The 12,086-nt window shown below is 65.6% G+C and carries 14 protein-coding genes; 11 read left to right on the forward strand and 3 right to left on the reverse strand.

Annotated features, from left to right (window positions below; all coding sequences use genetic code 11):
• Positions 1-11: 11 nt before the first annotated feature.
• Entirely contained in the window at positions 12-491 is a 480-nt protein-coding gene (locus ATE59_RS09665) for a response regulator transcription factor (RefSeq protein WP_231292865.1), read from the reverse strand.
• Positions 492-672: 181 nt separating this feature from the next.
• Between ATE59_RS09665 and ATE59_RS09670 the strand changes: the two genes are divergently transcribed.
• Positions 673-1,365 carry a Crp/Fnr family transcriptional regulator gene (locus ATE59_RS09670; RefSeq protein ID WP_058812248.1) on the forward strand — a complete coding sequence of 231 codons (693 nt, stop codon included), beginning with the start codon at positions 673-675 and terminating at the stop codon, positions 1,363-1,365.
• A 67-nt stretch (positions 1,366-1,432) separates the two neighbouring features.
• Here ATE59_RS09670 and ATE59_RS09675 read toward each other — a convergent pair whose 3' ends face one another.
• Complete coding sequence (locus tag ATE59_RS09675; protein WP_003041537.1) at positions 1,433-2,104, reverse strand: OmpW/AlkL family protein; 672 nt, start codon at positions 2,102-2,104, stop codon at positions 1,433-1,435.
• Positions 2,105-2,275: 171 nt separating this feature from the next.
• Here ATE59_RS09675 and ccoN point away from each other — a divergent pair, with 171 nt between their 5' ends.
• The 10 genes from ccoN (at position 2,276) to hemN (ending at position 11,615) form a co-directional block, all read left to right on the forward strand.
• Complete coding sequence (gene ccoN, locus ATE59_RS09680) at positions 2,276-3,934, forward strand: cytochrome-c oxidase, cbb3-type subunit I (protein ID WP_003041542.1); 1,659 nt, start codon at positions 2,276-2,278, stop codon at positions 3,932-3,934.
• A 14-nt stretch (positions 3,935-3,948) separates the two neighbouring features.
• A complete protein-coding gene (gene ccoO, locus ATE59_RS09685) occupies positions 3,949-4,722 on the forward strand; it encodes a cytochrome-c oxidase, cbb3-type subunit II (RefSeq protein WP_003041545.1) in 774 nt (257 codons plus the stop codon).
• Complete coding sequence (locus tag ATE59_RS09690; RefSeq protein WP_003041548.1) at positions 4,719-4,883, forward strand: cbb3-type cytochrome c oxidase subunit 3; 165 nt, start codon at positions 4,719-4,721, stop codon at positions 4,881-4,883. The genes ccoO and ATE59_RS09690 overlap by 4 nt, the downstream gene beginning before the upstream one ends.
• Entirely contained in the window at positions 4,870-5,811 is a 942-nt protein-coding gene (ccoP, locus tag ATE59_RS09695; RefSeq protein WP_058812249.1) for a cytochrome-c oxidase, cbb3-type subunit III, read from the forward strand. The genes ATE59_RS09690 and ccoP overlap by 14 nt, the downstream gene beginning before the upstream one ends.
• Entirely contained in the window at positions 5,798-7,270 is a 1,473-nt protein-coding gene (gene ccoG / locus ATE59_RS09700; RefSeq protein WP_058812250.1) for a cytochrome c oxidase accessory protein CcoG, read from the forward strand. The genes ccoP and ccoG overlap by 14 nt, the downstream gene beginning before the upstream one ends.
• Positions 7,267-7,728: a FixH family protein gene (locus tag ATE59_RS09705; protein ID WP_003041556.1), complete on the forward strand. Its 462-nt coding sequence runs from the start codon at positions 7,267-7,269 to the stop codon at positions 7,726-7,728. The genes ccoG and ATE59_RS09705 overlap by 4 nt, the downstream gene beginning before the upstream one ends.
• Positions 7,725-9,848 carry a heavy metal translocating P-type ATPase gene (locus ATE59_RS09710; RefSeq protein WP_058812251.1) on the forward strand — a complete coding sequence of 708 codons (2,124 nt, stop codon included), beginning with the start codon at positions 7,725-7,727 and terminating at the stop codon, positions 9,846-9,848. The genes ATE59_RS09705 and ATE59_RS09710 overlap by 4 nt, the downstream gene beginning before the upstream one ends.
• The gene (ccoS, locus tag ATE59_RS09715) at positions 9,845-10,000 is read left to right on the forward strand and encodes a cbb3-type cytochrome oxidase assembly protein CcoS (RefSeq protein ID WP_058812252.1); all 156 of its coding nucleotides are present in this window, start codon (positions 9,845-9,847) and stop codon (positions 9,998-10,000) included. Before ATE59_RS09710 ends, ccoS begins: the two co-directional genes overlap by 4 nt.
• Complete coding sequence (locus tag ATE59_RS09720) at positions 9,997-10,224, forward strand: hypothetical protein (protein WP_003041565.1); 228 nt, start codon at positions 9,997-9,999, stop codon at positions 10,222-10,224. Before ccoS ends, ATE59_RS09720 begins: the two co-directional genes overlap by 4 nt.
• A gap of 65 nt (positions 10,225-10,289) precedes the next feature.
• A complete protein-coding gene (gene hemN / locus ATE59_RS09725; RefSeq protein WP_197409162.1) occupies positions 10,290-11,615 on the forward strand; it encodes an oxygen-independent coproporphyrinogen III oxidase in 1,326 nt (441 codons plus the stop codon).
• Between the two features lie 93 nt (positions 11,616-11,708).
• Here the strand turns inward: hemN and ATE59_RS09730 are convergent, their stop codons facing one another.
• Positions 11,709-11,993, reverse strand: a complete 285-nt coding sequence (locus ATE59_RS09730; RefSeq protein ID WP_058812254.1) for a hypothetical protein — start codon at positions 11,991-11,993, stop codon at positions 11,709-11,711.
• Positions 11,994-12,086 lie beyond the last annotated feature (93 nt).

Below are 12,086 nucleotides of genomic sequence, written 5' to 3' on the forward strand. Positions count from 1 at the left end.
CCCCGCAGCATTCAGGTCAACACACGACCAAGACCGACAAGGATCGAATAGAGGGCGGAAAAAGCCAAAATGGTCGCAAATGCGATCAGGATTGGCCAGATAATCCTTTCCATCAACCCGTGCCGGTTGGCCGGCTGGGACGCGGTAGGAAATGGCGAACCGATATCGAAAAGCCGCCGGATCGAACTGCGCCCCACACCGGCTTCATCGGCGGGCGCCTCGTCGCCTAGGCTGATCAATTGATATCTCAATGGCTGATAGGGAGTAACTTGGTCGAATACACCGTTACGTGCCAAAATCGTCGCAGCCTCTATCCTGTTGGATGCATTGAGTTTTTTCAAAGCGCGCCGCACACGCTCATCAACCGTGTGCGGGGATACATCCATAATGCGAGCAATCTCTTTGGAATTTTTGTGCTCAAAAACCAGCCGCAGCGTTTCGATTTGCGCGGCCGAAAGGAGACTGATGTAATTGTCTGGGTCACCCTGCACACAAAAGGGCATAGAGGATCATGATTCGAAATCAAGTTACGAGGGGCGCGATAGGCGTATCATCCTGCGTCACCGGCACGCCCGAGGCGCGAATTTCCGGTATTCCGCAGCGCCGCTTCATCCAGCCAGACCGGAAGCTCTCGCTATTTCCAAATGCCGCGCATTCGGCTAGGCGAACGGCGTGACCGACTGTGCATCCTGCGTCGTGCGGAACCGCGCGATCTGTGCGAGCCTCAATCCCGAGGAGCTGTTGCTGCTCGGCAAGATGGGGCGCAAGCAGCGCGTCAAGGCGGGCCAGACGCTGCTCTGGGAAGGCGACGACGCACCGGTGGTCGCCAATGTCCTCGAAGGCGTGCTCAAACTGGTCGTCGCGACCGCCGACGGGCGCGAGCAGATCGTCGGCATCGTTTTTCCGTCGGATTTCATCGGCCGCCCGTTCGGCAAGGAAAGCCCGTACAGCGTCACCGCGATGACCGATGCCGAAGTCTGCATTTTCAACCGCAACGCCTTCGACGAATTTGCAGGCAACCATCCCGACCTGCAACAGAAGCTCTTGCGCCGCACGCTCGACGAACTCGACCGGGCGCGGCACTGGATGATGCTGCTCGGTCGCAAATCGGCGTCGGAAAAGGTCGCCTCCTTCCTCCTCGAAATGTCCGAACGACTTTCGGGGCAGGGATGCCAGGTCGGCGGCACGCGTAACGGTTTCGAGTTACCCTTCGGACGCCAGCAAATCGCCGACATATTGGGGCTGACGATCGAAACGACGAGCCGTCAGCTCACCCGGATGCGCTCCGACGGCCTGCTCGATCTCCCCTCGCGCCGCGAGATCGTGATTACCGATCGCAACGCCATGGAAGCGATGGCGGGATAGCCGGCGGCGTCGGCGACACACCCCGCCCCCCCGGCAGGCATGTCGCCGATCAGCGCCGCGCGCCGCTTCAGAAGCGGAACGCCACCCCGGCGCTGATCACCCACGGGTCGAGCTTGTGCTTGGTTTGCAGCACTTCGGTCGTACCTGCATACCAGGTCGCGGTTGGACGCAGGAAATAGCGCTTCGCATCGAACGAGACCGCCAGCCCCTTGTCATTCACCGGAATATCGATCCCGGCCTGCACCGCGGCGCCGAACTTGTCGTTGATTTTCTGCCGCGTCGCGCCCAGCCCGCGCGTCGTCACGCCCGGCTTTTCGTCGATGAAGAAGAAATAGCTCGGGCCGGCGCCGACATAGGGCTGAATCCCGCCGTCGCGGCCGAAATGATATTTCAGCGTCAGCGTCGCCGGGATGATCTTGACGTCGGACACCAGCTCGGCACCCGCCAGCGCCCCGGCGCCATCGACGTCGTGCTGGGTCACGCCGGCAATGGTTTCGAGCGAGACATTGTCGGTGACGAAATATTCGACCGCGATCGTCGGCGTGACATTGTCGTTCGCCTTGCTCTGCGTCCCGGCGGGCAGGCTGAGGCCGTCATATTTAACGTCGGTGATCTTGCCGTCGGGCGCGACGAGGGTCGCGAGCAGCTTCACCTGAACGTCCCCGGCCTTGGCCTGGGCCTGGCCCGGAACCACCATCGCGGCGGCCAGAGCGGCGAGGGAGAGATAATGCGTCTTCATGTCGTGACTCCTTGCGTTGACGAGCGCCTCCCTGCGCTTGCCCGCCGCACCGCGCATTGATGGAACGCAAAAAATTGCTTGATCCTGGTCAATGTTTTGGCCACCGTCCCCGTCCATGAGCGGTTCCCAGCCGTGCGGTCGAAGGGACCGCGCCAAGCAGGGACAAGCATTATGGACGGTGTGGTATTGAAAGCGGGCGGCTGGCTGGGCCTCGCCCTTCTCGCGCTCGTGATGGCGGCGCTCGCGGTCGATGCGCCCTTTGCGGTGCATATGGGGATCGTCGCGGTCGCCTGCCTCGCCGTCCTGTGGGCCACCGTCTCGCGCGCCGATTTCGACGGCATCGCGCGCGGCATATTGAAAATGCCCGCGGACGAAGGCGTCTATGACGACGACCCGATCCGCTGGGGGGTGATCGCGACGATCTTCTGGGGCGCCGCGGGTCTTATCGCGGGCCTTTATATCGCGCTCCAGCTTGCCTATCCCGCGCTTAACCTGGGGTTTGAATATACGACCTTCGGACGGCTGCGCCCGCTGCACACCTCGGGCGTGGTTTTTGCTTTCGGCGGCAATGCGCTGATCGCGACCAGCTTCTATGTCGTCCAGCGCACCTGCCGCGCGCGGCTCGCCTTTCCGGGCGCCGCCCGCTTCGTCTTCTGGGGCTATCAGCTTTTTCTGGTGCTCGCAGCCACCGGCTATCTGATGGGCGTCACCGAAGCGCGCGAATATGCCGAACCCGAATGGTATGTCGATCTGTGGCTGACCATCGTATGGGTCGTCTATTTTGTCGTGTTCGTCGGCACGATCGTCAAACGCCGCGAGCCGCATATCTATGTCGCCAACTGGTTTTACCTCAGCTTCATCATCACCATCGCGATGCTCCACATCGTCAACAATCTGTCGGTGCCGGCAACGATCTTCGGGTCAAAAAGCTATTCGGCTTTCGCGGGGGTGCAGGATGCGCTGACGCAATGGTGGTACGGGCACAATGCGGTCGCCTTCTTCCTGACCGTACCCTTCCTTGCGATGATGTATTATTTCGTCCCCAAGCAGGCCGAACGGCCGATCTACAGCTATCGCCTGTCGATCATCCACTTCTGGTCGCTGATCTTCCTCTATATCTGGGCGGGTCCGCACCATCTGCACTATACCGCGCTGCCCGATTGGGCGCAGACGCTGGGCATGGTCTTTTCGGTTGTGCTGTGGATGCCGAGTTGGGGCGGCATGATCAACGGGCTGATGACGCTGAACGGCGCATGGGACAAGATCCGCACCGATCCGATCATCCGCATGATGGTGATCGCCCTCGCCTTCTATGGCATGGCGACCTTCGAGGGGCCGATGCTCTCGATCAAGGCGGTCAACTCGCTCAGCCATTATACAGAATGGACGATCGCGCACGTCCATGCCGGCGCGCTGGGCTGGAACGGCATGATCACCTTTGCCGCAGTCTATTATCTGGTGCCGCGCCTGTGGGGACGGCCGCGCCTCTATTCGCTGCGCATGGTCAACTGGCACTTCTGGCTCGCGACACTGGGGATCGTCTTCTACGCCGCCTCGATGTGGGTCGCCGGGATCATGCAGGGTCTGATGTGGCGCGAATATGGCGCCGACGGCTACCTCGTCTACAGCTTTGCCGAAACCGTCGCGGCGATGCACCCGATGTATCTGATCCGCGCTGCCGGCGGGGCGATGTATCTCGCCGGCTTTGTCCTGCTGATCGTCAACGTCTGGGCGACGATTGCTGGCAAGGTCCGCGAAGAGAAGCCGATGACCGAGACCCCCTATAACGCCGCCGCGGACCGCCCGCTGGCGCCCGTTCCCGCCGAATAAGGAGCCTCCAGGCCATGGCCACCCAATCCACCGAAAAGCGCTTCAGCCACAAGAAGCTCGAACGCAATATCACCCTGCTTGGCTTTTTTTCGCTCGTCGCCGTGGCGATCGGCGGCATCGTCGAGATCGCGCCGCTGTTCTGGATCGACAATACCGTCGAAAAGGTCGACGGCATGCGGCCCTATACTCCGCTCGAACTCGCCGGCCGCAACATCTATATCCGCGAGGGCTGCTACCTTTGTCACAGCCAGATGATCCGACCCTTCCGCGACGAGGTCGAACGCTATGGCCACTACAGCCTGGCGGCGGAAAGCATGTACGACCATCCCTTCCAATGGGGGTCGAAACGCACCGGCCCCGACCTGGCGCGCGTCGGCGGCCGCTATTCGGACGAATGGCATCGCGCGCACTTGATCGATCCGCGCAGCGTCGTGCCCGAATCGATCATGCCGCCCTATGCCTTCCTTGCCGAAAACGACCTTCGGACCGACGATCTGCGCAACGACCTGACCGCGCTCTATCGCGTCGGCGTTCCCTATACCAAGGAGGATATCGCCAAGGCCAACGAGGATTTGAAGGCACAGGTCGATCCCGCGTCGGCCGCCGATCTCCAGAAACGCTATCCCAAGGCACAGGTCCGCGATTTCGACGGCGATCCCGCGCGTCTTACCGAAATGGACGCGCTGATCGCCTACCTCCAGATGCTCGGAACGCTCGTCGACGTCGACAAGGCGGCGCCGCAGGAACAGGCGCACGCCGCCGACATCGCGCAGGAGAAAGCGCGATGACCTATGACGAGATACGGCATTTCGCCGATAGCTGGGGCTTGATCGTCATGGTGGCGATGTTCCTCCTCTTCATCGCCTGGCCGTTCCGCAAGGGAGCCGCCCGCCACCATGACGAAGCAGCGAACATGATCTTCAAGGAAGACGACAATGGCCGAAGATAAGCGCATCGACGAAGTGACGGGCACAGCCACCTCCGGTCACGAATGGGATGGCATCGAGGAACTCGATACGCCGATGCCGCGGTGGTGGCTGTGGTCACTCTATGCGACGATCATCTGGGGGATCGTCTATGTGATCCTCTATCCCGCCTGGCCGATGATCCGCAGCGCGACCGAGGGCACACTCGGCTGGAGCAGCCGCGGCCAGCTCGAAAAGGAACTCGCCGCCGAGGCGCAGCGGCGGGCGCCGATCGTCAACGCGATCGCCGCCACCCCGATCGCCGAACTGCCCGCCCGGCCGCAACTGATGCAGGCCGCGATCCAGGGCGGGGGCGCAGCGTTCCGCGTCCATTGCGTCCAGTGCCACGGTGCCGGCGGTGCCGGGGTGAAGAAGCTCTATCCCAATCTGACCGACGACGACTGGCTGTGGGGCGGCGATCTCGCCGCGATCCACTATACGATCACCAACGGCATCCGGAATCCCGACGTGAAAACGACGCGGACCAGCCAGATGCCGGCCTTCGGCCGCGACGGCATCCTCGACGCCAAACAGATCGACGATCTGGTCAGCCATGTGCGCGTCATCAGCCGCCAGGAAAAACCCAGCGCCTCATCGGCGCGCGGCGCGGCGCTCTTCTCGGCCAATTGCGCGGTCTGTCACGGCGCGGGCGGCGAAGGCGGCCGCAGCGTCGGCGCGCCCAAGCTGACCGACGCCATCTGGCTCTATGGCGGCGATCGCGCCAGCCTGACCGCGACGATCAACCAGCCGCGCAACGGCGTGATGCCGCACTGGGGCGAACGGCTCGATCCGGTGACGATCAAGATGCTCGCCGCCTATGTCTATTCGCTGGGCGGCGGCGAAAAGGCGCCGGCACCCGCGGCGGTCGCCGCAGCCGCCCCGGAAGGACAGGGAGCCGATGGCCAGCCCTGACGATCTGACCGGCGGCAAGACGTCGCTCTACGCCGCCCGGAAGGCCGTCTATCCCAAGCGGGTGGACGGCCCCTTCCGCCGGCTGAAATGGGCGATCATGGCGGTGACGCTGGCGATCTATTACGGGACGCCATGGATCCGCTGGGACCGCGGCCCCTATGCACCCGACCAGGCGGTGCTCGTCGATCTTGCCCACCGGCGCTTCTACATGTTCCAGATCGAAATCTGGCCGCACGAATTCTATTATGTCGCCGGGCTGCTCATCATGGCGGGCATCGGCCTGTTTCTGGTGACGAGCGCGGTCGGCCGCGCCTGGTGCGGCTATGCCTGTCCGCAGACCGTGTGGACCGACCTGTTCCAGCATGTCGACCGGCTGGTCGATGGCGATCGCAACGCGCAGATCCGTCTCGCGCAGGGGCAGTGGACCGCCGAGAAGGTCGGCAAGCGCGCACTCAAATATGCGATCTACCTGACCATCGCCTTCTGGACCGGGGGCGCGTGGATCATGTATTTCGCCGATGCGCCGACGCTGACGCATGACTTCTGGACCGGCCAGGCAGCGCCAGTCGCCTATGGCACCGTTGCGGTGCTGACCGCGACGACCTTCGTCCTCGGCGGCTTCATGCGCGAACAGGTGTGCATCTACATGTGCCCCTGGCCGCGTATCCAGACCGCGATGATGGACGAAAAGTCGCTGCTCGTGACCTATCGCGAGTGGCGCGGCGAACCGCGCGGCAGCACCAAGAAGGCGATGGCGCACCCCGGCGCCTTCGGCGACTGCATCGATTGCAACCAATGCGTCGCGGTCTGCCCCACCGGCATCGACATTCGCGAAGGGCCGCAGATCGGCTGCATCACCTGCGCGCTGTGCATCGACGCCTGCGACGGGGTGATGGCGCAGGTCGGCCGCCCGCGCGGCCTGATCGACTATTGCACGCTCGAGGATGTCGCCGCGGAAAAGGCCGGCGGCACGGCGCGCCCCGTGCGCAAGACGCTGTTTCGCCCGCGTACGATCATCTATTTTTCGATCTGGTGCGCGATCGGCGCCGCCATGCTGTTCACGCTGGGCCAGCGCACGCGGCTCGACCTCGCCGTCCAGCACGAGCGCAGCCCGCTCTACGTCCAGCTTTCGGACGGCCATATCCGCAACAATTACACGCTCAAGCTGCGCAACATGGAAACGCGCCCGCGCGCGGTCGAAGTGACGGTCAGCGGGCTCAAGGATGCCGCGCTGTGGACCGAGGAGGGCTCGCGCGACAAGGCGGCCCAGCGGATTACGCTGACCCTCGCACCCGACAGCGTCACCCGCGTCAAGCTGTTCGTCGCCGCCCCCGCCGCGGGCGCGGCGCGGCAGGATTTCACCATCGCGACGCGCGGCCTCGACGGCGATCCGCGCGGCGACAGCGAAACCATCCAGTTCGACCGGCCGCCGGCCGACAATCAGGAGCCCGGACAATGAGCAAGGCGCGCCGCTTTACCGGTTGGCACATGACGACGATCCTCGTCGCCTTCTTCGCGGTCGTCATCACCGTGAACATCGTCATGGCGCGCTTTGCCCTCTCGACCTTCGGCGGCACGGTGGTCGAAAACAGCTATGTCGCGAGCCAGCACTACAATGAATGGCTCGCCCGCGCCGCCGCGCAGGACCGGCTGGGCTGGGACAAGAGCGCCACGCTCGATGCCGACCGCCACATCGAACTCGCCGTCCGCAGTCAGGGCAAGCCGCTCGACGGGCTGGCGACGACCGCGACGCTCAGCCACCCGCTCGGCCAGTTGCCGGCGCGCGCGGTGCATTTCGCGCCGGCAGCGGACGGCCGCCTGATCTCGCGCGAAACGGTGCCGGCAGGCCGCTGGCGGCTCGACCTTTCGGTCCGGCACGGCGCCGACGAGGCCCGCTACCAGATCGATCTGCAATGAGCGTTGCCACCGCCTCGCCACTGGTCGAGCGCGACTTCGCGGTTCCCGATATCCGCTGCGCGGGCTGCATCTCGAAGCTTGAACAAGGGCTGGTCCGCGACCGGCGCATCGCTTCGGCGCGCGTGAACTTCACCGAAAAGCGCGTCCATATCGCCTGCACCCCCGACGCCGAGACGCCCGATCTGGTCGGCGCCTTCGCGCTGTTGGGGTTCGAGGCGCATCCGATCGGCGATGCCCCCGGCGAAGGCGATCCCGAAGCCGCGAGCAGCCGCGAACTGCTGCGTGCGGTGGCCGTCGCGGGCTTCGCGATGATGAACGTCATGCTGCTGTCGGTATCGGTCTGGTCGGGCGCCGAGGGCGCGACGCGCGACCTGTTCCACTGGCTGTCGGCGGCGATCGCGCTGCCGACCGTCGCCTATTCGGGGCGCCCCTTCTTCCGCTCGGCATGGCGCGCGCTGCGCCACGGCGGGACCAATATGGACGTGCCGATCAGCATCGGCGTCGTCATCACCAGCGCGCTCAGCGTCTACGAAACCGCGACGCACGGCCAGCACGCCTATTTCGACGGCGTCGTCATGCTCCTCTTCTTCCTGCTCTGCGGACGCTGGCTCGACAGCGTAATGCGCGACCGCGCCCGTGGCGGTGTTACCGCTCTGCTCCGCAACATGGGCACCGGCGCGACGGTGCTGCGCGGCGAAGGAAGCGGCCACTGGGTCGATGCGACCGCGCTTCAGCCTGGCATGGTGATGCTGGTCGCCGCCGGCGAACGGCTTGCCGCCGACGGGGTGATCGTTGCGGGATCGAGCCAGATCGACCTGTCGCTGCTCACCGGCGAAAGCGCGCCGCAGGCGGTGCATGTCGACGACCATGTCCACGCCGGTACGCTCAATCTCGGCGCGCCGATCCGCGTCCGGATCACCGCCGCGGGCGCCGACACCGCCATCGCGGATATCGCGCGGCTGATGGGCGAAGCAGCGCAGGGCAAGTCGCGCTATGTCCGCATCGCCGATCGCGCCGCACACTTCTATGCGCCCGCGGTCCACACGCTCGCGCTGCTCGCATTCACGGGCTGGATGATCGCGGGCGCAGGCTGGCATCATAGCCTCCTGATCGCGGTCGCGGTGCTCATCATCACCTGCCCCTGCGCACTCGGCCTTGCGGTTCCGGCGGCGCAGATCGTTGCAGCGGGGGCGCTGATGCGCGTCGGGGTGCTGATCAAGGACGGCTCGGCGCTCGAACGCATGGCCGAGGTCGACCGGGCGCTGATCGACAAGACGGGGACGCTGACGCTCGGCCGGCCGGTCGCCACCGATCTGGACAGCATCGATCCCGCCCATCGCCCGCTGCTCCTCGCGCTGGCGCAGGCCAGCCGCCACCCGCTCAGCGAAGCGCTGACGCGCGGCCTGTCGGCGCTGGGCGTGGTGCCTGAAACGGTCCAGAATATACGCGAAACGCCGGGCTTCGGTATCGAGGCGGACTGGCATGGGCACAAGGTCACGCTCGGGCGCCCGCAAAGCCCCGCGGCGGGCACCGCGCTGGCCACCGAACTCGCCATCGACGGCGATCCGCTGGCGACGATCCGCTTCGCCGATCAGCTTCGCCCCGACGCACGCGCCGCAATCGACGCGCTGGCGGCCGAGGGAATCGATGCGACGATCCTGTCGGGCGACCGGGCCGAGGCGGTGGCACCCGTCGCCCGCGAACTCGGCATCACCGCCCAGACCGGCATGACGCCGCAGGACAAGCTCGCCGCGATCGCCCGCCATGCGGGCGCCGGACACCGGGTGCTGATGATCGGCGACGGCCTCAACGACGGCCCGGCGCTGGCCGCCGGTCATGCCTCTATGGCGCCGGGATCGGCAAGCGACGCGGGCAAGAATGCTGCCGACTGCATCTTCCTCGGCGACCGGCTGATGCCGGTGGTGCAGACGGTGCGCATGGCGCGCCGGACGCAGCGGATCGTGAAGCAGAATTTCGCGCTCGCCATCGGCTATAATATCGTCGCGGTGCCGCTCGCCATCTTCGGCCACGTAACCCCGTTGATCGCGGCCATCGCGATGTCGGGTTCGTCGCTGATCGTGGTTGGCAACGCGCTGCGCCTGAAGGCGGCGATCCGGTGAACGGCCTGCTCTTCCTGATCCCGATCGCGCTCGGGCTGGGACTGCTCGGTCTTGCGGCCTTCTTCTGGTCGCTGCGCCACGGCCAGTTCGACGATCTCGACGGCGCCGCATTGCGCATCTTCGTCGAGGATGAAGAAGACGCCGCGCCATGATCCTGCGCCCGCTCGCCTCGCTCGCCGCCGCCACCGGACTCGCCTTCGCGCCGCTTGCCAGCGATGCGCAGATCTTGCTGCTTCCCGCATGCGGCGGCGGGACGCATCTGCTCGTCATTCCCGGCGCCCCGGACAAGCCCGGCGACCACCCCTGTTCGAAGCCCTGCCATGCCGTGACCGAGCGGCGCAGCAAGCCGACCGACGACAAAAAGGGTTGTTGCTGACATGGCCGCCGCCGCTTTGACCTTGGTCAATGCGGCAAAGACCGCCCGCCCGTAGGACCATGGCCATGTGGACCTATTATCCCGAGCTGCTCGCAAAGCCCGTGCCGCGCTACACCAGCTATCCCACCGCGGTGGAATTCGGCGACGCGGTGGGCGAATCCGATTATGCGCGGGCGCTCGATGCGATCGAGCCGGCCACGCCGCTTTCGCTCTATGCCCATATCCCCTTTTGCGAACAGATTTGCTGGTATTGCGGCTGCAATACCGGGGCCGCGGGCCGCAAGCAGCGGCTCGCCGACTATCTCGTCGCGCTACGCGCCGAAATCGCGATGGTGGCGAAACGGATCGGCGGCCGCGCGCGCGTCCAGCATATCGCTTTTGGCGGCGGCAGCCCCAATGCGGTCGCGCCCGTTGAATTCGTCCGCATCCTCGACCGCCTGCTGACCGTCTTCGACGTCAGTCGGCCCGAAATATCGATCGAGATCGACCCGCGCGGTTTCACGACCGAATGGGCGCTTGTCCTCGCCGCGTCGAACGTCACGCGCGTCAGCCTGGGCGTTCAGACCTTTGCCCCGCACATCCAGCAGGCGATCGGCCGCGTCCAACCGCTCCGCGATATCGAGGCGACGGTCGCGGCGCTGCGCCTGCGCGGGATCGACGCGATCAATTTCGACCTGATGTACGGGCTGCCGGGGCAGAGCATCGCCGATCTCGACGCGACGCTCGACGAAACGATCCGCCTCGCTCCCAGCCGGATCGCGCTGTTCGGCTATGCCCATCTGCCCGCGATGTTGCCGCGGCAACGGCGCATCGACGCGACCGACCTGCCCGACGACCGGTTGCGCTTCGAACAGGCCGCGCACGGTTTCGAACGGCTGACCGCGGCGGGCTATATTCCCGTCGGCTTCGATCATTTCGTGCTGCCGGGCGATCCGCTTGCCGCGGCGGCCAAGGCGGGGCGCGTCAACCGCAATTTCCAGGGCTTCACCGAAGACGACGCCCCTGTCCTCCTCGGCTTCGGGGCGAGCGCGATCAGCCGCTTTCCGGGGTTGATCGTCCAGAATGAAAAGCGCGCCGGCCCCTATCGCGACCTGATCGGCGAAGGGCGGCTTGCCGCCGTGCGCGGCGTTGCGGTGGGCGAAGACGACCGCCTGCGCGGCGCGATCATCAAGGCTATCCTGTGTCAGGGGCGCGCCGCGCTGCCCGCGGCATGGGCCGATGCCGCGCGCCCGGCGCTCACCGATGTCGCGCAGCGCGGACTGATCCGCTGGGATGGCGACGAACTGGTGCTGGATGAGGGGTCGCAGCCTTACGCCCGTACCATCGCGGCGCGTTTCGACCGCTTTCGCGGCACCATTGCCCCTGCCGATACGGCGGCCGTGGCGCGCTGATCGCGCGCGACGCTTCGCCAAAACAAGAAAGGCCAGCTCTCGGGGCGCGAGAGCTGGCCAGCAGCAGGTTGTTCGGGGCTTCGGGTGCCGGGGTCAGCCCTTGCAAGCCTGCTTGTTCTTGTTGCCGGGAAGGCTGCAATTATAGGTCACGGTCTTGCCGTTCGCCTGCTTCGCCTTGACCATATGGCCGGTGGGGCGGGCCGCGGCGACGCGCTGCGATGCGGCCTTCGGCTTGGCGGCAGCCTGCTTGATGGGCTTTGCGGCGGGCTTGAGCGCGGTCGTCGCGGGCTTCGCCGTCGTTGTTGCCGCAAAGCTCGGAGCGGCGATCATCATCGTCGCGGCCAGGCCGACGCCGATCAGGGAACCAAAACGTGCCATCTCTATCACTCCGAATGGTCCCGCCGCACGGTCCCGGTCAACGCGACGGGGCCGGCGGGGAAACAGGACGTCCAGGGCGGGGTCTGGGTGGAC

It is taken from the genome of Sphingopyxis sp. A083, assembly GCF_001468495.1.
GTDB classification, from domain to species: domain Bacteria; phylum Pseudomonadota; class Alphaproteobacteria; order Sphingomonadales; family Sphingomonadaceae; genus Sphingopyxis; species Sphingopyxis terrae.

Coding starts and splice junctions, on each gene's coding strand:
- ATE59_RS09675 (WP_003041537.1), bottom strand. CDS start 2,104: ATGAAGACGCATTATCTCTCCCTCGCCGCTCTGGCCGCCGCGATGGTG.
- ATE59_RS09720 (WP_003041565.1), top strand. CDS start 9,997: ATGATCCTGCGCCCGCTCGCCTCGCTCGCCGCCGCCACCGGACTCGCC.
- ATE59_RS09690 (WP_003041548.1), top strand. CDS start 4,719: ATGACCTATGACGAGATACGGCATTTCGCCGATAGCTGGGGCTTGATC.
- hemN (WP_197409162.1), top strand. CDS start 10,290: ATGTGGACCTATTATCCCGAGCTGCTCGCAAAGCCCGTGCCGCGCTAC.
- ccoP (WP_058812249.1), top strand. CDS start 4,870: ATGGCCGAAGATAAGCGCATCGACGAAGTGACGGGCACAGCCACCTCC.
- ccoO (WP_003041545.1), top strand. CDS start 3,949: ATGGCCACCCAATCCACCGAAAAGCGCTTCAGCCACAAGAAGCTCGAA.
- ccoN (WP_003041542.1), top strand. CDS start 2,276: ATGGACGGTGTGGTATTGAAAGCGGGCGGCTGGCTGGGCCTCGCCCTT.
- ATE59_RS09705 (WP_003041556.1), top strand. CDS start 7,267: ATGAGCAAGGCGCGCCGCTTTACCGGTTGGCACATGACGACGATCCTC.
- ATE59_RS09710 (WP_058812251.1), top strand. CDS start 7,725: ATGAGCGTTGCCACCGCCTCGCCACTGGTCGAGCGCGACTTCGCGGTT.
- ccoG (WP_058812250.1), top strand. CDS start 5,798: ATGGCCAGCCCTGACGATCTGACCGGCGGCAAGACGTCGCTCTACGCC.
- ATE59_RS09730 (WP_058812254.1), bottom strand. CDS start 11,993: ATGGCACGTTTTGGTTCCCTGATCGGCGTCGGCCTGGCCGCGACGATG.